Raw genomic sequence first — 21,424 nt, 5'->3', positions numbered from 1 at the left:
ATGGGTAAACTATTGTTCATAACCGGAGGAGTTAGATGCGGCAAAAGCTCTTATGCTGAAAGACTTGCAGCGGAACTAAGAACATCTAATGATGTCTTGATTTATCTGGCGTGCGGAGTGAATACCGATCATGAAATGAAAGAAAGAATTTTGAAACATCGAGTGGATCGACAAACTTCTTCTGAAAACTGGACAACGATAGAACGCCCTTTGGATATTGAGGGCATCATTGATTCTATACCATCAAACTCCATAGTACTGTTGGATTGTCTAACCACTCTACTTACCAATGAAATATTCACTGCAGAAAAGATATATGGCAGTGGGGTAGAAGAAAGGGTATTTCGAGCTATTTATCAGTTAATGGATAAAGCCAAAGTGTTAATTGTTGTAAGTAATGAATTGCTCCATGATATACCATCGGAGACAGGTGATATACTCCAATTTCAGAGGACGTTGGGGAGATTACATAGAAAAATGGTGGAGAAGTCCTGTACAGCAGTGGACATGACAGTGGGAATTCCCGTTCTGAAGAAGAAAGTCCATTTGACATGATAATATTAAGAAGTTTTCTACTTAATGTCCAGTTTTTTACCATTGTTCCGGTACGTAAAGAATTCTCAGTGGGAAAAGATGAAATGAAGTGGATGGTCCGTACATTTCCAATTGTGGGTCTTTGTATAGGTGTACTTCTTTCAACTGGATATGAATTACTAAATGCATATACTCAAATGAGCACTTTGGCATTATCGTTTTATATTTGGGTGAGTCCCATCCTTTTAACGGGGGGACTTCACTTGGACGGTTATATGGATTCAAGTGACGCCTATTTCTCCTATCGGGATAAAAATAGACGGCTAAATATCATGAAGGATCCCCGGGTCGGTGCATTTGCCGTACTTTCTCTTGCGGTCTTGCTATCTTCCCGTTTTTTATTCATTTATGAAACCGTCCTCAATACTGATTCTGCAATGATTTCCATGGTACTGGTATGGATTCCTATTTTCAGCCGGATCGTCATGGGAGCAAGCCTCATTCTTATCCCATCTGCGCAAAGGTCGGGCATGGGATATAGCTTCAGTAAGCACTTAACAATGAAAGAACTAGTATGGCTTGGCGTTTATTTTTTGTTGGGTGGAGCTGCCTCCATCTTCCTGAATGGGTTAGATCTTTATGTCACTTTCATGTTAATGACCATAGTATTTTTCTTATTCGTTTATTCGAAGTCCATCAAATGGTTTGGGGGAATGACAGGTGATACTGTCGGTGCCAGCGTAGAGGGGGTGGAGTGGGTATTATGGATGACTATATGGTTTTTGCTTTTATTCGGCATGGTCTAACCGTTGAAAACGAGAAGGGGAAATATATAGGCTGGACGAACTCGGGTTTATCTTCAAGTGGTATTGAAGTGCTCAATGCTCAAAAAAAACTGTTCAAAAACTATGAAAGGTGTTATTCCAGTGACCTTAACCGTTGTTTGGAAACAGCCAAATTTATATTTCCACATACCCCACTCTTCTCGTCGCCATTGTTGAGAGAGCTGCACTTTGGTGAGTGGGAAGGATTGACCTACGAGATCCTAAAGGATGATCGAATGTATCAGGAGTGGCTAAGCGACCCATTCTCTTCTCCTCCAGGAGGGGAAGGAATGATTCAATTTAGAAAGCGGGTGGACGTTGCCTGGAAACAAATCAAAGCACATATCGATGAGGTGAAAGGTAATCGTTATGCTGTTATTACCCATGGGGGAGTCATTCGTCACCTATTGACTTCATTATCTCCAGGAAATGAGCAAAGAACCTTTTGGGATTGGGAGGTAAACCATGGAGCAGGATTCGAATTGGTTTGGAAAACGGAAGAGAATTGGAGGGATCAGGAATGTACTTTATTACAGGCGGTTCCTTTAATGGAAAGTCAAGATGGGTAAGAAATCATTTTCGCTTAAAGAATAGTCATACAGAGTGGGTTTCTTTATTCAATGAAGGTTTGGGAGAACTCCAACCATCATTACCGATTGTTGTATTGGAGGGACTTGAATATGCGGTTCGTTCAGCCCTTTTACATAAAAATGATGATGTTAGGACGGCGTTTAAAAATAGGATACAATCATTAAGGAAGTGGGAAGAAGAAGATCCTGAACGAAAAGTAATCTGGATCGGATCGGAAATAGGAAAAGGAATCGTTCCCATAGATCAATCTTCCAGGGAATGGAGAGATATGACGGGGTGGATTTATCAGGACCTTTCCGAACTATCGGAAAGAGTATGGCTGGTCTGGTACGGCTTGGCAACATCATTAAAAGGGTAAAGGAGAGAGGTTTTTATGCAGCTATATACAAGAACCGGAGACAAAGGTCAGACAAGTGTAATTGGTGGCAGGGTCGACAAGGACGATAAACGTGTTGAAGCATACGGTACATTAGATGAGGTGAATTGCTTCGTTGGTCAGGCCATTGCAGAAATGGATCATGAGCGTTTTGCCGATTTAGTGAAAGAGCTTGAAAACATCCAGCATGAACTGTTTGATTGTGGAGGGGACCTATCCAACGTCTCGAAAAAAAGAAGGTGCAAGCTACAGTCTGAATCCGTTCATGCCTTGGAAGAGAAGATTGATCGTTTGACTAAAGAAGCACCTCCCCTTGAAAAATTTATCTTGCCGGGTGGAATGAAAGCCTCTGCGAGTATTCATATTGCACGGACAGTTGCAAGAAGGGCAGAAAGATGCGTCGTATCTCTATCAAAGACCGATGAGGATTTTCCATTTGTCACATTACAATATATCAATCGCTTATCAGACTACTTCTTTGCTTTGGCACGGGTGATCAATCATCGCAGTAACGTCAGAGACGTGGAATATCTTCGAAGTGCAAATGTATTCTCCGCCGATACAGTTCAGAAGAACAATGAAAAGTAATCTGAAGACTCTCGTGTTACTATCATTATTCCTGGCTTTTTCTGCTATCGGAGGGATGGTGAAGATTCCGGCGATCATCGGAACAATCGCCCTGGACAGTATGCCTGCGTTATTAATCGCTTCTTTATACAATGGAAGGAAGGGAGCGTTGGTTGCTGGGGGTGGACATTTACTTTCAAGCCTTTATGCAGGTTTCCCCCTTGGGCCACTACATGTTTTCATTGCTGTTGAAATGGCTCTCTTTGTGTGGCTATTCGGGTATGTGTTTTCAAAAGGGAAGCACGTATTGGCAGCTATACTTTTTTTGATTGGAAACGGTATTATGGCAGCTGTACCTTTCATTTTTATCCTGAGTTCTTCATTTTACATAGCAATTGTTCCTTCCTTATTAATAGGGAGTTTCATTAATTTAACAATTGCTCACTTTTTGTATCCAGCTTTTGATTCCAGATTTCCAAAGGGGGAATTAAGTTGATCCAGCATCGAGATGTTTTATCAATTTCCATCACTGAAGAAGATGAACTGATCTTTGCGTCCGACTGCAGCGGTGGGATTGGAAGGAAATCCGCTGACATGGTCCAGGTTGACCCTGAGATCGTAGGTTATTACAGCTTTCGAGTTGCAGTGATGGAATTTTAGCTGTCGGTGCCAACCTTCTGGCTGTTCAATTATTTAATTTCACGGATGATACAGTGTGGGAAAAGTATTGCCAAGGTGTTCGAACTGGTTTGAGTGAGCTGGATATAGACGATATTCCTCTAACGGGAAGCTCTGAATCCAATATCACTCTCAAGCAGTCTGCAATCGGCATAACCTGTATCGGAAGAAGAAAGAAAAAACGAAAAAAGGTATCCCGGGAAAACCACTTATATGCTCTTATCGGAACCCCCTTATCAGGAGATGAAGTACTAGAACATGGATTATCCGTCGCACCTTTGTCTTTATTTAATAAATGTATCCATCACCCTTCCATCATCGATATTTTGCCAGTAGGGTCTAAAGGCGTTCGGCATGAATTATCACTACTTACGGGAAAGCTATTGGAAACGGGGGATGTTGACTCATATCATGATCTAGATAAATCCAGCGGACCGGCAACTTCATTCATCATTACATATAAAGCGGAAGAAGAAACCGCTATAAAGAAACTTACAGAGGGATTCTATCAATCTATTCATTTTATTTGAGAGGAACAACTAAATACTTTTAAGGATATTTGTGGTAAAATATATTTTCAGATGAGCTGGTATGGAGAAAAGTGTTAGTTTACCCAGTATTCTGTGATTGTGAATTTCAATTGAATGGAGTACTATTTCATACTATCATCGGTTATTCATGAATGTCATAAAAGTAGGTGAAGAAATGGAGTCACGATTAGATCGAAAGACCAAAAAGAAAAAACGTGGAAGAAAAGTGATTTTGGTATTATTACTCCTCATTTTTAGTTTGCTCGGTTACGCTGCTTTTCAATTTTATAGCGGTTATAAAATGGCTGGTGAAGACCAGATACAGAAAGATTATAAATTTAACGGTGTAAAAGATGAAAACGGGAAAGTTAACATCTTGTTATTAGGAGTCGATAGCAGGGGAGAAGAGAAATCAAGGACCGATACCATGATGCTCGCACAGATTGATCCAAAAACGAATGAAACCAAGCTCGTTTCGTTTATGAGAGATATTTATGCAGAAATCCCTGGTTATAAAAATTATAAACTGAATACGGCATTTTATTTAGGTGGTCCTGAATTGCTGCGCAAGACGATTAAACAGAACTTTGATTTGGATATTCAGTACTTTATGATTGTCGATTTTAAAGGTTTTGAACAGTCAGTCGACATCCTGGCACCAAAAGGAATTGAAATGGATGTTGAAAAAGCCATGTCAGAAAATATCGGTGTTTCTCTCCAACCAGGTGTCCAAAATCTGAACGGTAAGGAATTACTTGGCTATGCCAGATTCCGTCATGATAATTATGGTGACTTCGGAAGGGTAGAAAGACAGCAAAAAGTGATTGCAGCTCTTAAAGATGAAGCACTATCCATCGGAGGTGTAACAAAGCTTCCTAAGATGGCAGGATCCATTCAGCCTTATATTCAGACGAATATGAGTAAACTGGATCAAATCTCAATCGCGAAAGATATACTGCTTAGCAACAGTAGTGACATGGACAAGCTTACCCTGCCGGTAGATGGTTCATTTACGAATGGAAGTTACAGCGGAGTTGGATCGGTTCTTGAAATTGACTTCGAAGAAAATATCCAAGCTTTAAAAGAATTCCTGAGTGGGAAAAACTCACACGAAGCATCAACTGAATAAAGAAAAAATCCCGTTAAGCCATTTAGGGCATAACGGGATTTTTTGCTTTAAAGGAAAATTTGGTCGAAGCGAGCTCAGATAGGTCTTAAAGGTTTTCTCAACAAAAATCGAGTCATTTCCATTTGAAAGCCAAAAGTAAAAATTCTGATTTTACGCTCTCTCAGCCAATTTAGAGCCCTCAGGTGGAATCTGAATAACATAAATGGTAATGACAGCGCTTCCACTAGCTAATTCGGCTAATTCCTTACTACTTCCTTTATTACTCTTGATATCATTCATCAGCATGTTACGATAATAAACGTTGTGAACAAAACACACGCCAATCAAGGGTTTTGGCGACATCAACTAACCAAAACAATAAAAAACAAACTTAAACATTACATTAAATGTTCAATTGAAAACGAAAAAATGTGCTTTGAAACATCTGATATAAAATAGGAACGGGAGTGGATATGATTGTTAAAAAATAAAACGATTGCTTTTCTAGGTGCAGGAAATATGGCTGAAGCAATGATTTCAGGAACTGTACAAAGTGGAAAGATTCCAGCTAAACAAATTATTGTTTCTAATCGAAGCAATCACGGAAGACTTCAGGAAATGAAAGCTAAATATGATATTACTGCTATCATTAAAGATGAACTTTCCTTTGAAGAAATAGATATTCTCATTCTTGCAATGAAGCCAAAGGATATAGATAAAGCATTGGATTCCATTAATCATTTGGTAAGAAATGATACAGTGATCATGTCGGTACTCGCAGGAATTACGACTTCTCATATGGAAGAACAGTTGCCTGCAGGCCAGCCTGTCATCCGTGTCATGCCAAATACATCAAGCATGCTGAAGGAATCTGCAACTGCAATCAGTGCCGGTAGATTCACTTCAAGAGAAGACATGTTGAATGCAGAAGAGTTATTATCAAGCATCGGAGAAGTTTTTGTTATTGAAGAAAGTCAGATGGACATTTTCACTGGAATTGCAGGAAGCGGTCCAGCTTACTTCTATTATTTAATGGAGCATATTGAAAAAACCGGTGCCGAAGCAGGATTGGATCCTTCGCTGGCACGAAAGATTGGTGCTCAAACCATTTTCGGCGCAGCCAAAATGATGTTGGAACGGGAAGAATCTCCAAAAAAACTCAGAGAAAATGTTACATCCCCAAATGGTACTACGGCTGCAGGTCTTGATGCATTAGCACAATTCGGCGGAGGTAAGGCCATCTCAGAAGCTGTTAAGGGAGCAGAAAAGCGTTCGAAAGAAATCAGCTCTTCCTTACAGTCCAAACAATTAGTTACGAACTAATCATACTACGAAAATCTAACACCTCATATAAATTATGTTACCAACCAAACAAGAAATACTGGTTCGTCCCTGCATTTAGTTAGAGGGGCAAGGGACGGACCTTATTCTAGGAGTGATTGAATGTCCCAAGATAAGAAACGTATCGTCATTAAGATTGGAAGTAGTTCATTGACAAGCTTACATGGAGAAATGAGTCGCAGGAAGCTTGAGCGCCTTGTAGATGAGGTTGTCCGCTTAAAGGATGACGGTCATGAAGTATTGCTTGTTTCGTCAGGAGCTGTAGCTGCGGGATACCGTAAATTAGGTTGCTTGACACGCCCAAGTTCTTTACCTGAGAAACAGGCTGCAGCAGCTATTGGTCAAGGGCTATTAATAGAAGCATATTCTGATCTGTTGATTTCAAACGGATACGTGGCTTCTCAAATTTTGATCACTCGTAGTGATTTTTCTGATGAGGACCGATACAACAATGCCCGTAATACGATTAATGTCTTACTTGAAAGAGGAATCATTCCCATTGTAAATGAAAATGATACCGTAACGATCGATCGCTTAAAATTTGGAGATAATGACACACTATCTGCGAAGGTCGCAGCACTGGTGGATGCCGATCAACTCATCATTCTATCAGACATTGATGGGCTGTATGATTCAGATCCGCGGAAAAATCCAGATGCAGAGCTACTTGAAAGTGTGACTGAAATTACAGAGGATATTGAAAGCATGGCAGGAGAACCGGGAAGTTCAGTCGGTACTGGGGGAATGAGATCCAAAATTGATGCGTTTAAGATTACAATGGCATCGGGGATCCCTGCATTCCTAGGTAAATCAGGGCATGCAAATATCATTTATGATGCAGTCCAGCGTACAGCTAAAGGAACCTATTTTGAATCGACGGAAGATTCCGTCAATCTGGATTCTAAAAAGCAATGGATTGCGTTCAACTCAGGACCAGAAGGAGTCATTACCATCGATGCAGGTGCGAAAGATCGCATCTTAGAACAGAAGGAAAGCTTAACCATCGATGATATTTACGCCGTGAAAGGCCGATTTGATAAAGGTGCAGTTGTGCGTATCCTGGACAACCGCAATGAAGAAATTGGGCTCGGAATGGTCAATTATCGTTCAGGTCAACTGAAAAATCCTGCTGACATCAAACCCGATAAAATCGCAGTGGAAATAGATCAACTCGTATGTCATGTAGAAGTACCGATTCCTGTAGGAGTGTAAGTTCAGGGTTTTTCTTCCTTTAGAATATAAAATTCATAAGCTTTTCAATTTAATCAGGAGGTATTTGATGACTTTAACTATAGAAAAAACCGATGTAAAAAAACAAGCGATACTGGCTAAAAGAGCTTCTAAAACGCTTAGTATGCTGTCAACAGAACGAAAAAATAAAGCACTTCATATTCTTGCCGATCATTTAGAAGCGAAATACGAGTCCATTCTAAAACAAAACGAAAAAGATCTTGAAAGAGGTAAGGAAAAAGGATTTGAAGCGGCATTTATGGATCGCTTATCACTTTCAAAAGAACGGATTGAAGACTTTGCAAATGGTCTTCGTCAAGTAGCGGATCTGGAGGATCCGACTGGGAAAGTGGTTTCAGATTGGACATTGGAAAATCAACTACAAGTTCAAAAGGTGACTGTCCCCCTTGGTGTCATCGGAATGATCTATGAGGCACGCCCAAATGTGACAGTGGACGCGACAGGACTAGCATTGAAATCAGGTAATGCTATCATTCTGAAGGGTGGTTCGAATGCGATCACGTCGAACAAAGCAATCGTGGATGTCATGCATGAAGCCCTGGAGCAGACGGATATTCCTAAAGATGCCGTGCAATTCATCAATACAACAGACCGAGGGGCAACCAATGAATTATTTACAATGAAAGAACATATTGATGTGTTGATTCCCCGGGGTGGTGGAGCATTGATTAACGCCGTTGTCAATAATGCAACAGTTCCTGTTCTTGAGACAGGTGTTGGGAACTGTCATATTTATATTGATGAGGAAGCTGATCTTGAGAAGGCATTGAACATCATCATTAATGCCAAAACGGATCGACCTGCAGTATGTAATGCGGCTGAAACGGTTATTCTTCATGAGAAGTGGTTTAATGAGAATCAAAATGCCTTTGTCAAAAAGCTTAAAGAACATAATGTTTCCATTCACGGAGATGAAACAGTGGTAGAGGCAATTGCAGATGCCAAGCTTGCAGGGGAAGAAGATTGGGCGAACGAATATTTAAGTCTTGATATCGCCGTTAAAGTTGTGTCTTCTATAGATGAAGCCGTGGACCATATTGAACAATATGGAACCAAACATTCAGAAGCCATTGTGACGGAAAACAATGAAACAGCAAGAAAATTCATGTTGCTCGTAGATGCAGCGGCTCTCTATCATAATGCTTCAACACGCTTTACAGATGGTGGTGCGCTAGGATTCGGTGCTGAAATTGGTATTTCGACCCAGAAACTCCATGCAAGAGGACCAATGGGGCTTCCAGCGTTAACGACAGTAAAATATATGATGCATGGAACCGGACAAATCCGATAATAATAAAAAAAATCGCATGAGGAGAATCCTCATGCGATTTTTTTATTCGATTGAAAGTTTAGCCCGATTCCTGAAATAGGAAATCGTGTAAACCCCGAATCGTATGAACTTCTTTTTTATAACATAATTTCAAAAGTTTCTCGAAGATCTCTGCTGTCATAATCGCATCATTTAAAGCATGGTGACGGGCTCGATCTAGGATGTCGAATTGACTCACAAGCACATCCAAATAGCAGTCCTCTCTTCCGAGTAAGCCATTAGCCAATGAAAATGAATCGACAAATTCAGGATTGAAAGAAGGCAGCTCCCACTTATAGATCCTTTTTTGAAGAAAATTAATGTCAAAGCTTGCTGGGTGAGCGACTAGAATCGTCCCTTTACTGAACTCTAGAAAACGCTCCAATCCGATAGGTAACGTGACACCATTTAGAAAATCTTTACGTCTCAGACCTGTAAACCGTTTCGTTTCTCTTGAGACTGTCTGAAGAGGGTCGATCACCTGATAGAAAGAATCGTCCCTTTGAACTTTTCCTTCCTTGACTTTTACAGCACCTATGGAAATGATTTCATCCCCAACCTCGGGAAAAAAGCCAGTAGTTTCAAGATCAAAGATCGTAAAAGTGCAATGAAACAAATGTTTTTTTTGAAGGGTTGGTTTTTCTTCTTCAAACTGCTTAAGGGCACGGGAAAGTTTATGGTAGGATAACTTTTCTTTTTCACGCTTGACTTGGTGGCGAAAGAAAAATTGTTGCCATAAATAATACTTAAGGATTCGGTAGCCTACATTTATACCTATATTATCCATTAGACCACCCGGTTCCTGTTAAAACTGATTTCCATCACCTGCTGCAGCCGATTGGCAATCTGGATGGATTCTTTTAATTTTTGGCGATCCTCTTTCGAAAGGGTCCGCACATCGATATCATTACTTAATGGCTTTCCCTCACTAAGTTCAAGGAGATTCTGTTTCGTTCTCAAGGAAAGCAGGATATGCATAGCTGTTTTTACATTTTCTGCATCTCTTGGATGGAAGGCTTGTAACTTTTTCAATGCCTGTACCCTTTTGATCGTATTCACTTCTTTTATTCCATATTTTACAGAATGGATCCGAATCATATTGACGATTTGTAAGAGCCCTGACTTCTTTATATTGAATAAATGATTTTTCGGTTTCAGGTTCACTCTCCCCAATGGACCGACAGGAAGCTTAAAACGAAGGGCATCTTTTCGTAAGAGTTGCTGCATATTGAGGGAGCGTTTCGATTTTTCGGACAGGTAATTCCGAATTTCTTCTGCGATGGAATAGTCACCGTATATCGGACGGAAGTCATAAAACATCGTGATATTCTGAATTTCCTGTGCATCCATTTCGTGAAGCCATTCATCGATTGCCCTTTTCCAATCCGTATAGGATCTCTTCCATTTTTGCTCCTTGGCCATGATTCCCCCTGTACATTCAGGAAAACCGCAGGCAGCAAGCTTTAAATTTAATTTTTCTGTGAATGCCTGAAAATACTGATCCACTTTCTTGAAGTCTGATAAGTGATAATGATCATCGAGGATAATTCCATTATCCTGATCTGTATGGAAACCTTGCTCACTGCGCCCCTGGCTTCCCATCACAATAAAGCAATAATTGATGGGGGCTGATCCGAACCCCTCACGCCTCATTTCTTTTTCACTCAATTGAATGATTTTCCGGTGAAGCCGGTCGTTATAGTTCGAAATCACTTCACAAATATCAAACCCAAAGCTGTCCTGTGCAAGAAGGTCTTGGATGAACTGTTGAAACGTCTCACTCTTCACCGTTGCCAGCTCAACCAAATCATCATTCGTTACGGCCTTTTGAATTTTATAGGATAGATCCAGGTAATTGGAATCCTGTATATTGAGAAAGGAAGTGCTGGTGAGAATCCCCACGACGACATCATTGCGAATGATGGGGACGAAATCAACTTCTTCATGCTTGAAGTAGGAAAGGGCTTCATAAGCGAAGGACTCATCCCGAATCCAGAAAGGTTTTTCCTTCATCCAATCCTCGACCTTTTCAGAGGTACTTGGATTGGCTATGTAAGTGAGAATTTCCTTCTGCGTTAGAATTCCAAGCATTTTCTTTTCCTTATTCACTACGACCAATCCATATGTTTCATGTTCTTTCATCTTTGTGGCTGCTTCAACAATAGTTGCATTCGCTTCGATGAAAGTAGGGCGATCCATAAGAGTATGCACTTTTGTCCGAAACAGATTGATGTTTTCATCGTCGGTTTCGGTGGCAGACTTCACTTTTATTTCATCGTAAAGAGTTTTCATGCGATTGCCGATGCTTTCAAAAATGATTTTTGAAAAATCATTGTTCTTTGTCATGATTTCCAAAATCCGGTCTTTTTGGATCTTGAAAACCGTGCAATCTTCTATTGCTTGTACTGAGAAAGTCATTTGTCCGCTCGTGAGCATGATCATAATTCCAATCAAGTCGCCAGGGTAATAGAAACGGAGTGAATATTGCTTTCCGCTTGAACGATGAAGGACATTCTTCGCTAACCCTGATACGAGGAAATAGATATCAAGTTCTTCTACAGTTTCATCTTCATGAAAAAGAAATTCACCCTTCTTGAAGGTCGTGTATGTAGCTCCGGTTAAAATATAATCCAATTGTTCAGCGGACAGGACATCAAAGGGATAGTGATCCCGGATAATTTGCAATAACTCATGCTGATTCATCAAATACCTCCCGTTCCGATGCTAGTTCCATAGTACTTTAACATAGAATTCCCTATTTTGAAACGATAAAACGGACGGCATTAACAAAAAAGACACCCAGATATGGAACAGCATCAGGGTGTCTGTCATCGTAGTACTCTTGTGGTTAGATAGTCAATCAGAAATGAAATCTAAGAAAAGAGGTTACGAGGCTTTATTCGTTTTCATTTCCTGTTTATTCTTCTTAGTGAAAGGCATCCACCAGTTCCATTCTCCAAGGACCTTCATTAAAGAAGGGACTAATATCATCCGAACGATGGTTGCATCAATGAAAATAGCGATGGCAATACCTATCCCTATTTGTTTAACGGGCATCACACCTGTAAAGGCAAAGGCACCTGTTATGACGATCATGATAAGTGCCGCAGATGTAATGATCTTACTTGTTGATGTAAGACCCTCAACGGTCGAATGTGTATTGTCTCCCGTTTCTTGATAAATTTCATGAATTCTGGAGATGAGGAAAACTTCATAATCCATGCTAAGGCCGAAAACAAGGCTGAATACCAGCACCGGGAGAACGAGGGCGATATCGGATTCAGGAATTCCAAAATGTCCACCTTGGAAGATCCAGACTAATATCCCGAATGTCGATGTAAGGCTGATAATATTCATCAATATGGCTTTCAAAGGAATGAAGAAGGAGCGGAATGCTATCATCAAAATTAGATAGGTTGAGCCTAAAATAATGAATAAGCATATCCCTACTTTCTGAAAAATCTCATCAAATATTTCCTGATTGAACCTCACCTGTCCTCCGAAGAGAAGGGGCTGGGACCATTCTCTTTGACTCCATTCTTTCACCAATTCCTGAGCTTCTGTTGATGATGAATCTAAGGACAAATGCACAGGAATCAGTACTTTGTCTCCTTGAATGAATGTCTTCAATGCAGTGTCAAGCTTTTCCTTTGATTTTGGTAGTTGAAGTGCCCCGAATAATTTTTCAGGAGAGTCAATATTCGTAGCTCTGAAGATAGAATCCACCGAAGTTACAGCTGATTCCTGCCGGAAATCCACGATTAATTCATTCAGAATTTCAAACCCTTCTTTGCTGGCCCAGCCATCTTCCCGCTCTGCAATCACATACACCGTACTGCCTTCATCTGTTTTGAATGTCTTTTGAATGGTGTCCATGGCCTGACGGGATTCAAATGTATCAGGTAAAGCTTCCGTATCAGGAATGGCAAGCTTCATAGACTGTACAGGAATAATTCCAATACCTAAAACAATCAGGGAGAAGAAGGCAAGAATAACGGGTCTCTTCATAACGAAACCTGCAAATGCCCTCCATTTCCCGTGGCCATTTTTCTTCTGCTTAAGTATCCTCCATTTATTGATGGAATTCCCGAGCAGCAAGAGAACGGACGGGAGTAGGGACAGTGCAGAAACAACAGCAAGCATGACAACAACCATGCCTCCAATGGCGATGGTCTGGAATATATCGATTTCAATGAGCATCATCGCTCCTAAACCGATGAATACACAGACCGCAGAAAAAATAATCGATCTTCCCGCGGTTTTAATAGTGGTATGAATCGCTTCTGGAATGGATTTAGTAGACAATTCTTCACGATAGCGATTGATAAACAGAAGTGAAAAGTCAATGCTGAGGGCAAGACCAATCATTGGGACCACATTCAGCAGGAAAACGGAGAGATCCATGCTGCCTCCGATCAAAGTGAGGATCCCAAAGGCCGTTACGACTGTTATTGCACCGATGATAACTGGAACAATGGAGGCTACAACCGAACCGAATGCGAGTAAAAGAATAAGTAAGGCAAAAGGTAATCCGATTAGTTCTGCCCGTTTCAAATCATCCTGACTAGCTTTGTTAATATCCGAACTAATAATGGGAGCCCCCGTTAAAGATTGTCCGGGGTTTTCTTTTATGAGTTTTTCAATTTCCTTTGTTTCGTTTGAAACATCGGATTGATCGAAGGATAAAACGGCATATGCCACGTCGTCACTCTTTAATTTTTCGTCTTCTAATGGTGACTGGATAGAAGAAGTAACGTCAAGTTGTTCAATTCTTTCAAGCGTATCTTTAATCGTTGAATTAAACATTCCGGCAGATTGAGAATCCTGCTTTTCCATAAGCAGAAGAATGGATGATTCAGGAAAATCGAAGGTGCCGGTCAATACCTCATTCACCGTTACGAATTGTCCATCTGTCCTGAAACCATCCCCTCCTAATTTGGAAGGTAAATCTGTAGCAAAGTAACCCAGAACCCCCGCTAATATCATCCATAATACTATGATCCATTTATAGAAACGGGTAATCCCTTTACCAATTAGATTCATCTCATCACACTCCTTAATTGAAACTGCAAATACTATGCAGTAAGAAAGAATCACTCACTTAGTTTAATAGGTGTAGTAAGCATGTGCAATAAGAAATTGTTCAGAGCATCAATGCTTCACACATCTTTATGAATCACTGAGGTTGATGAGGAAGCGAGAAGCGGTAAGTAAATCAGGAAATATGTAATCAGCGTTAAATGTTGAAGAAGAACTGTCGTTAAGTAAGATGGTAGTGCATCCAGCTTTACGGCCGGCTACTATGTCTACTTCACGATCTCCGACCATAAAGGATTGACCAAGATCAATCGTGTATTTTTCTGCCAGTCCGATTAGCATCCCTGGTTCAGGCTTTCTGCATGTACATCCAGCCTGGGGCTTATGAGTGCAGCAGGATACTTCCTGAATGAATCCACCTTCTTTTTCAATTTCTTTCACCATAAAATCATGAATGGAGTGGAGTTTTTCATGTGAAAGATGGCCCAAACCAACGCCACCTTGATTCGTAACGACAAAAAGAAGGAAGCCGGATTGAGATAATGCTTTTATTGCTTCCGGAACACCTTCCAGGAAATAAAATTGATCTGGCCGGTTCACGAACCTTACTCTATTGGTTTTTACCTCATTGATAACACCATCGCGATCAAGGAAAACAGCTTTTTTCATCATTTATCCCCCTTATTCGATATTATTCTTCAATCGATTCTGTTGTCGTGTCGCTTCCTGCGGTTTCCGAGGAAATAATAACAGAGTATTCTGTCATTTAATTGCAATCTTGTTTTGCAGCTGGAGAGGGAACGGACCTTGAATCAGGTCCGTTCCCTAACCGTTATAGTTTACGGATAAAAGCGACTTTTAAGTAGTCACTTTGCTTGTATTGCCTTAGGGTTTTGAAATCTTCAGGAAGAGTGTATTCTTCGAGTATTTTATATTTTCCATTGGTTTCGTTGAATGCCGCTTCGATAAAGCTTTTGAATTTTTTCATATTAAAGGTACTGCAATTTGTGGATGCCACGATGGTCCCGTTCTTTTCAGTGATAGAAATCGCTTCCTTCAACAAATCTTTATAATCCTTCGCTGCACTGAATGTGTGTTTTTTTGAACGGGCAAAGCTAGGTGGATCTAATATCACCAAATCGAATAAAAGCTCTTTTTTTACAGCATATTTGAAGTATTTGAAGACATCTTCAACGATGATGTTTTGAGACTCATAATCGATTCCGTTAATGCTGAATTGTTCAATCGTTTTACTCAAGCTCCGATTAGCGAGATCAACACTTGTGGTAAGGGCGGCGCCCCCAAGGGCAGCGAAAACAGAAAACGCCCCGGTGTAGGAAAATGTATTCAATACCTGCTTACCCTTTGAGTATGTGTCACGAATCCGTTTCCTAACTTCCCGTTGATCGAGAAATACACCGACCATGGCTCCATCATTTAAATATATGGCAAATTGAACACCGTTTTCTTTCACAAGAAGGGGGAAGGAAGGTCGTGTTCCTTCAACGAAGTCATCTTCTTCCACGTATTTCCCTTCCTGAGCGAATCGTTTTTTCTGGTAAATGCCTTTGTATTCGGTCAAATCACGCAACGATTCCATCACTTCTTCATGAAACGAATAGGCCCCTTTTGAATACCATTGAATGAGATAATATCCTTCAAAGTAATCAATGGTAAAGCCTCCGAATCCGTCACCTTCACCATTAAATACTCTGAATGCCGTCGTATCGTCACTATAAAAGAAGTGAAGACGTTGATTAATGGCAGCTTGAATCTTTTTATGGATGAACTCCTTATCGATATTCTCATGTTCTTTCCAGCTTAGGAGCCAGCCGATTCCCTTATTCTGAATTCCGAAGTACCCTTTCGCAATAAAGCGACCATGGGGATCAACCAGTTTAAGGATATCGCCATCTACTACATTCTCCATTGGTGTAGTGACATTTTCTTTATTTAAAAGAGGAAACCCTTTTAGGAATTGCTGTATGTATTTCGGGCTTGCTTTCACGACTTTTTCGTTTGTCATTCTACTCATCCTAACCTATTGGTTTAGTCTTGTGTAGTATAGAACGTAAAGGGAGTTTTCGCAACAGCATAAAACATTCCCTCTAACGAATCAATCGAAGAGGGAATGTTTTATTGTTTATTATTTACTCCAAAGATAATCTCCTACAAGACGGTCAACTTTAATCGTTTCATGTAAACCGCTATGGGAAATCAATGGGTCATAGACTATTTTAGACTGAAATGGGTTATTTTCAAAAAATGATTTACTTCCTATCGCGCTTTGGACGTTTACTACATCATCACCCGAACCAGCAATAGATAATACCTTTATTTCAGAAGGGATTAAATGACGGTTGATATACAATTTCTTTAATGCACGTGATGCAGGTTTCAAATCAATAACGGCTGCACCGGTATTGATTTGATCATACGATTCTTTTGTCACACCCTGAAAAGGGGTCGCAATCGTAATGAATTTATAGGTTCTCGGGACAAAAGATTCATCATTTGTATTTTCGATGTATCGGGTTGAGGCTAAGCCACCCATAGAGTGAGCGACGATATTGACAGCAGGGACATTAAATTGATGATGCAATAGCTTCATTGCATTTTCCAGCCAAATCGCCTGTTTATCCAAGGAAGCACGATTATCTTCAAATATGACTTGAACAAGGGGGGGAGAGGTAGGGTTTTTAGGGATAGCCCCTTTGTACGTCACATTTCCTGATGAATCTACTGTGATTTCCAAGGTTTTCTGCCCCCAGCCGTGTCTGTTTTCAAAACGGTCCAACATTGTTTTGAAAGAATTATATGTACCTTTATACCCGTGCACGAAGACGGTCGGATATTTTTCCTCGGCAGTTAAGGGTTTTTCACTGGACTGTACGTTCGTGGTACGAAATATTGTATATAAAGCAAAGAAGGCGACGATGAAGAAGCCACTCCAGAAAAATGATCGTTTAGATTTTAATGACAAGAAAATCGCTCCTTTAAAAAGGTATACATCTATTGTAAGTGATTCGTGAAGTATTGAATATGTTAAAAAAGAAATTTATTTGTCATATTCTATGTAAATATTACCATTATTGGTACTATATTTCTGATTGGGGCTCGAAAGCTCAAATTAAGAGACCATAATAAAAAGGCTTAAATAATAAATTTAAGCCTTTCAATCGTTATTCTTCCTTGGAAGTCAGAAATTAAACCCAATCTCCACTTTTGAAAATCTGTTCAATCGTGCCGTCTGCTTTCTCACCGGCAATATCCAACTCAGAGGAGCCGATCATGAAGTCTACATGAACCATACTTTCGTTAAAACCTATTTCCTGTAACTGTTCAGACGTCATCGACTTGCCATCTTCAACACATACAGATAAGGCTCTCCCCAGGGCGATATGACAGGAAGCATTTTCATCAAAAAGAGTGTTATTGAAAATGATGTTTGTATTTGAAATAGGGGAGTCGTGCGGTACCAATGCGACCTCACCTAAATAGGATGCGCCTTCATCCGTTTCGAGTAAGTTTTTTAAGGTTTCATATCCTTCTTCAGCCTTGAAATCCACCACTTTCCCTTCCTTGAAGGTTAAGGAAAAATTCTTGATTAAGGTGCCGCTGTAGTTAAGAGGCTTCGTACTTGATACTACGCCGTTTACTCCATATTTAACAGGGATGGAAAACACTTCTTCTGTTGGAAGATTGGGGACAAATGGAATTCCTTTATCATTAGTGAACTGAGCACTGATCCATTTTGTCTTTGGGTGAAATTCAATGGTAAGGTCTGTTCCTGGCCCTTTATAATGAAGCCTTTTATAGTTCCCTTTATTTAAGCGGTTTGCGTTTTTATTCAGGTTATCGATATGAGTTTCCCATAATTCGACAGTATTTTCCTGATCGGTTCTGGTTGTATAAAAGATGTTCTCCCATAGTTTCGTAAACGCTTCTTCTTGAGGCAGCTCAGGGAAAACGGTTTGAGCCCATTCAACCGTTGGTATGGCCGCGATCAACCAGCTGATCTTTCCACCACCGATATAAGCTGAAAAGTCTTTCATAGCTTCAGCTGATGTCTTATTCAACATCGCGACCCGGGTTGGATCTGTATCCCTTAAAAGTGACGGATTTGGGGCTGCTAAATTTAATAACGCAACATTGTTTTCTGCCATTTCAATAAATCCTTTTGCTTTCCAGTCGGGAAACGCTTTCAATCCAGCTTCTGATGATTTCTCCAAGCGAATTTTTTTCAGGTCATCATCATAGAAATCCGTTAATACATTCAATGCCCCGGCTTCATAAGCTTTCTCTGTAACCAGGCGAACGAATTTGTACGCAGTGATAGGTGCTGAAACCATAAGCTCCTGTCCTTTTTGCAGATTTAACCCAACTTGTACGATTAGATCTGCATATTTTTCTAAGTTTTTTTCAAATGATTGATTCATTTGTGATCCCCCTTAAATATGTATTCAACATAACTATATCTCTTTTGTCAGAAAATTTCATTGATTAATAAACATTTTTATCGGAAAATTGGATTTATATGGAGGCTGAAAGCTAAAAAGGAAACCAAGCAAAAAAAATAGGACTTGCCCTATACTCGGGCCAGCCCATCAAGTGCTTATAATTTACTTGAGAACGGTGGAAATTCTTCTTCATTTGAATTGATCACTACTACGCCTGCAAAGGCCATAGCAGTGAGACTGGTGATAATCAATAATTTTTGTACCTTTTTCATCTTTTCACCTCCCTATATAGTCAGAATTTCTTCATAAATGACATTTGCTTCATTTAAATGAAATGCAGCAAGTTTATATTTTCTGACACTCTGATAATATTGTCCGAAGAATTTAGAATACTCAGCATATAATAGAAGAGAGGCGTTTTTCTTGAAGTAGGGGAGTGCATACTCCTTCATGAACTTTTCAAACCCATTAGGGAATCCCATTATAGCAAATTGATAATAGGATAATTGATAGTGTTTTTCTGGGTACCTTTCTTTTGAACTTAGTCTCAGCCCTTTAGGCAGCCAGAATTGAACATCAGAAAACTGATTCATTTTATAGTATTCTTTGACTAGAGAGAGAATAGAATAGAGTTTTCCTTCTTCGTCCGCTCCTTTTAACTCAATGCTTCTCAAATAATGCTGGATCGCGTCATCGCTTCTATTCATAAAGGATTTCAGACACCCCAGATTTTGCTCCACCTTCGATTGTAACGAGGTATACTGAATGGAGTGAGAAATGAAATTAGCCCATTCATAATGCTTCACGGCCTCTTCGTTATAACGAATTCTCCGGTAACAGATTCCCAACAGTAAATGTACCTCCGCACATCTCTTCTGGTAATATACTCCCTGAAAAATAGAAAGGGACTTTTCTCCGTAAAAAATGGCTAAACGGTACATATTTAAACGTGTCAGGACTAAACTGAATAGATAATATAAATCTGCTCTTTCTTCTTCATTTACTACATTTCCAAGAACATAATAGGTTTCAGCTTCCTTCAATTCTCCTTTTGCCTTCTCGTATTCTTCCATTAGGTAATAATAGTTACCTTTATACTTGTGATAATAAAATTTCAGCGTGTCGGTGAGTTCCTTATAATTCCCTTGAATATGGATCATGTGTTTCAAAGCGTCGGCAAGATTGTTCTGTACTAATTGAACACGGATACAAAGAATTCTATAGAACAAATGGGTCATTAAATCATCGCTTTGTTCAAGATCCCTTTGGATGACCCGGTGAGTGGAATCAGCTTCATCTGACTTATTCCAAAGTAATGCATGGTTCCATTTTTCTAGAAGCTTATTCATATGTTCAGGGTGTTCAAGCAGGTGATTCACACCCAAACGATCACATAGTAAATGTATAATATCATTCGACGGTGTCACTTGATTGTTCTCCAGTTTGGAAAGGTAAGATACCGAAATGATCCCTTTTGATAAATCTTCTTGAGTTAACTTTCGTTTGATTCTGTGAAAACGGATTCTAGAACCGATTGTCATATGATTATTCTCCTCTGACAGGGCATTCAACTCTGAACGATGGAACAGATTAATAAAATAGTAACATAAGTAAAATGAGAAAGTTTGAAATATTCCTATAATTATAATTTTTCGTGGGTACTTAGTAGGTAATTTAATTCCACGTATGTGACTTTTCTCTGAAACATTTAAGCAATTCCTTTGTTATAATGAATTCAATGAATGTATTAGAGGAGGAAACTCATTGTGATTGACTTACGAAGTGATACCGTGACAAAACCGACTGAAGAAATGAGAAGGGCAGCTTATGAAGCTGAGGTTGGCGATGATGTGTATGGTGAAGATCCAACCATTCAAAAACTTGAAAAGGAAGCCGCCAGAATTCTTGGAAAGGAAGAAGCGTTATTCGTCACAAGTGGTACCCAGGGAAACCAGATTGCCGTATTAACCCATACCCAACCGGGGAATGAAATTCTATTAGAAACAAATTCGCATATTTTTTACTATGAATCAGGAGCAGTCGCTGCTTTCGCAGGCGTTCAAACCAGAACGATCACAGGAACCAATGGAGAAATGGATCCCTATGAAATAGAAGCTGCTATTCGTACGGAGGATCAACATTTCCCGGAAACAGGCTTGATTTGTCTGGAAAACACACATAACCGTGCTGGAGGGGCGGTTGTTTCCCCTGAAAATATGCAAGCGATCCATGCCATTGCGAAGAAGCACTCTATTCCTGTGCATGTTGATGGGGCGAGGCTTTTTAATGCAGTTGCCGCTACTGGTCGAGGAGTAAGGGAGTTCACAGATCATTGTGATACGGTTCAAATATGTTTATCTAAAGGTTTGGGTGCACCGATAGGATCGATCATTGCAGGTGACCATCATTTTATCGGGAAGGCTCGAAAGTGGAGAAAGAGATTGGGTGGGGGATTGAGACAAGCCGGGGTAATTGCTGCTCCGGGATTGGTCGCCCTGACCAAAATGAGAGAACGGTTATGGGAAGACCATGAGAAAGCAAGACGTCTAAAGGAAACGCTTCAATTATGTAAAGGGGTTGAGGTCATCAATGAGGTTGATACAAATATCATAGTTGCCGATATATCCGGTACAGGTATGAAGGCAGAACAATTTGTAGATGATTTAGAGAAGAAAGGGGTATTGGCCGTGACATTTGGACCGACCCTTGTTCGATTCACTACTCATTTTGATGTAACGATGGATAATATCGAGGAGGTTTCCCGAATACTCAAAGAGAATTTTTAGTCCTTTATAATGAAGAAGGATGGTTCATGAAA

The 21,424-nt window shown here is 40.0% G+C and carries 21 protein-coding genes; 13 read left to right on the top strand and 8 right to left on the bottom strand.

Annotated elements, in window-relative coordinates; genetic code table 11:
- From BAA9072_RS12880 to BAA9072_RS12825, 12 genes are all read left to right on the top strand, one after another.
- Positions 1-555 carry a bifunctional adenosylcobinamide kinase/adenosylcobinamide-phosphate guanylyltransferase gene (locus tag BAA9072_RS12880; RefSeq protein WP_201715089.1) on the top strand — a complete coding sequence of 185 codons (555 nt, stop codon included), beginning with the start codon at positions 1-3 and terminating at the stop codon, positions 553-555.
- The gene (locus BAA9072_RS12875) at positions 552-1,340 is read left to right on the top strand and encodes an adenosylcobinamide-GDP ribazoletransferase (protein ID WP_201715088.1); all 789 of its coding nucleotides are present in this window, start codon (positions 552-554) and stop codon (positions 1,338-1,340) included. Before BAA9072_RS12880 ends, BAA9072_RS12875 begins: the two co-directional genes overlap by 4 nt.
- Positions 1,298-1,927: a histidine phosphatase family protein gene (locus tag BAA9072_RS12870; RefSeq protein ID WP_201715087.1), complete on the top strand. Its 630-nt coding sequence runs from the start codon at positions 1,298-1,300 to the stop codon at positions 1,925-1,927. The genes BAA9072_RS12875 and BAA9072_RS12870 overlap by 43 nt, the downstream gene beginning before the upstream one ends.
- The gene (locus BAA9072_RS12865) at positions 1,879-2,307 is read left to right on the top strand and encodes a bifunctional adenosylcobinamide kinase/adenosylcobinamide-phosphate guanylyltransferase (protein ID WP_201715086.1); all 429 of its coding nucleotides are present in this window, start codon (positions 1,879-1,881) and stop codon (positions 2,305-2,307) included. The genes BAA9072_RS12870 and BAA9072_RS12865 overlap by 49 nt, the downstream gene beginning before the upstream one ends.
- Positions 2,308-2,322: 15 nt before the next feature.
- Positions 2,323-2,913: a cob(I)yrinic acid a,c-diamide adenosyltransferase gene (locus BAA9072_RS12860; protein WP_201715085.1), complete on the top strand. Its 591-nt coding sequence runs from the start codon at positions 2,323-2,325 to the stop codon at positions 2,911-2,913.
- Complete coding sequence (locus tag BAA9072_RS12855) at positions 2,903-3,388, top strand: ECF transporter S component (protein ID WP_201715084.1); 486 nt, start codon at positions 2,903-2,905, stop codon at positions 3,386-3,388. Before BAA9072_RS12860 ends, BAA9072_RS12855 begins: the two co-directional genes overlap by 11 nt.
- Positions 3,385-3,552: a hypothetical protein gene (locus BAA9072_RS12850; protein ID WP_201715083.1), complete on the top strand. Its 168-nt coding sequence runs from the start codon at positions 3,385-3,387 to the stop codon at positions 3,550-3,552. The genes BAA9072_RS12855 and BAA9072_RS12850 overlap by 4 nt, the downstream gene beginning before the upstream one ends.
- Positions 3,553-3,641: 89 nt before the next feature.
- On the top strand, positions 3,642-4,100 hold the full coding sequence (locus BAA9072_RS12845; RefSeq protein WP_201715082.1) for a hypothetical protein: 459 nt from the start codon (positions 3,642-3,644) through the stop codon (positions 4,098-4,100).
- A 175-nt stretch (positions 4,101-4,275) separates the two neighbouring features.
- Entirely contained in the window at positions 4,276-5,229 is a 954-nt protein-coding gene (locus BAA9072_RS12840; protein WP_201715081.1) for an LCP family protein, read from the top strand.
- 456 nt (positions 5,230-5,685) lie between these two features.
- Entirely contained in the window at positions 5,686-6,531 is an 846-nt protein-coding gene (proC, locus tag BAA9072_RS12835; protein ID WP_201715080.1) for a pyrroline-5-carboxylate reductase, read from the top strand.
- A 120-nt stretch (positions 6,532-6,651) separates the two neighbouring features.
- A complete protein-coding gene (gene proB / locus BAA9072_RS12830; protein ID WP_201715079.1) occupies positions 6,652-7,761 on the top strand; it encodes a glutamate 5-kinase in 1,110 nt (369 codons plus the stop codon).
- 67 nt (positions 7,762-7,828) lie between these two features.
- Positions 7,829-9,091 (top strand): glutamate-5-semialdehyde dehydrogenase, encoded by a 1,263-nt coding sequence (locus BAA9072_RS12825; RefSeq protein WP_201715078.1) that lies wholly within the window; start codon positions 7,829-7,831, stop codon positions 9,089-9,091.
- Positions 9,092-9,149: 58 nt separating this feature from the next.
- Here BAA9072_RS12825 and BAA9072_RS12820 read toward each other — a convergent pair whose 3' ends face one another.
- The 8 genes from BAA9072_RS12820 to BAA9072_RS12785 all read right to left on the bottom strand — a co-directional run bounded on the left by BAA9072_RS12820 (position 9,150) and on the right by BAA9072_RS12785 (position 20,147).
- Complete coding sequence (locus BAA9072_RS12820; RefSeq protein WP_201715077.1) at positions 9,150-9,896, bottom strand: 3'-5' exonuclease; 747 nt, start codon at positions 9,894-9,896, stop codon at positions 9,150-9,152.
- A complete protein-coding gene (locus tag BAA9072_RS12815; protein ID WP_201715076.1) occupies positions 9,896-11,812 on the bottom strand; it encodes a DUF294 nucleotidyltransferase-like domain-containing protein in 1,917 nt (638 codons plus the stop codon). The genes BAA9072_RS12820 and BAA9072_RS12815 overlap by 1 nt, the downstream gene beginning before the upstream one ends.
- A 183-nt stretch (positions 11,813-11,995) precedes the next feature.
- Positions 11,996-14,152, bottom strand: a complete 2,157-nt coding sequence (locus BAA9072_RS12810; RefSeq protein ID WP_201715075.1) for an MMPL family transporter — start codon at positions 14,150-14,152, stop codon at positions 11,996-11,998.
- A gap of 126 nt (positions 14,153-14,278) precedes the next feature.
- Positions 14,279-14,815 carry a D-glycero-alpha-D-manno-heptose-1,7-bisphosphate 7-phosphatase gene (locus BAA9072_RS12805; protein WP_201715150.1) on the bottom strand — a complete coding sequence of 179 codons (537 nt, stop codon included), beginning with the start codon at positions 14,813-14,815 and terminating at the stop codon, positions 14,279-14,281.
- Between the two features lie 163 nt (positions 14,816-14,978).
- Positions 14,979-16,172, bottom strand: coding sequence for a class I SAM-dependent rRNA methyltransferase (locus BAA9072_RS12800; RefSeq protein ID WP_201715074.1), 1,194 nt, complete (start codon positions 16,170-16,172; stop codon positions 14,979-14,981).
- A 120-nt stretch (positions 16,173-16,292) separates the two neighbouring features.
- Positions 16,293-17,129: an alpha/beta hydrolase gene (locus tag BAA9072_RS12795; RefSeq protein ID WP_201715073.1), complete on the bottom strand. Its 837-nt coding sequence runs from the start codon at positions 17,127-17,129 to the stop codon at positions 16,293-16,295.
- Between the two features lie 223 nt (positions 17,130-17,352).
- Positions 17,353-18,585: an aminopeptidase gene (locus tag BAA9072_RS12790; RefSeq protein WP_201715072.1), complete on the bottom strand. Its 1,233-nt coding sequence runs from the start codon at positions 18,583-18,585 to the stop codon at positions 17,353-17,355.
- A gap of 305 nt (positions 18,586-18,890) precedes the next feature.
- Positions 18,891-20,147 carry a helix-turn-helix domain-containing protein gene (locus BAA9072_RS12785; protein WP_201715071.1) on the bottom strand — a complete coding sequence of 419 codons (1,257 nt, stop codon included), beginning with the start codon at positions 20,145-20,147 and terminating at the stop codon, positions 18,891-18,893.
- Positions 20,148-20,372: 225 nt separating this feature from the next.
- Here BAA9072_RS12785 and BAA9072_RS12780 point away from each other — a divergent pair, with 225 nt between their 5' ends.
- Entirely contained in the window at positions 20,373-21,392 is a 1,020-nt protein-coding gene (locus tag BAA9072_RS12780) for a threonine aldolase family protein (protein WP_201715070.1), read from the top strand.
- Positions 21,393-21,424 lie beyond the last annotated feature (32 nt).

This window comes from Rossellomorea arthrocnemi, from assembly GCF_904424705.1.
Classification (GTDB): domain Bacteria; phylum Bacillota; class Bacilli; order Bacillales; family Bacillaceae_B; genus Rossellomorea; species Rossellomorea arthrocnemi.
Note: the sequence above shows the minus strand (reverse complement) of the source record. Positions and strands in the feature narration are given on the sequence as shown.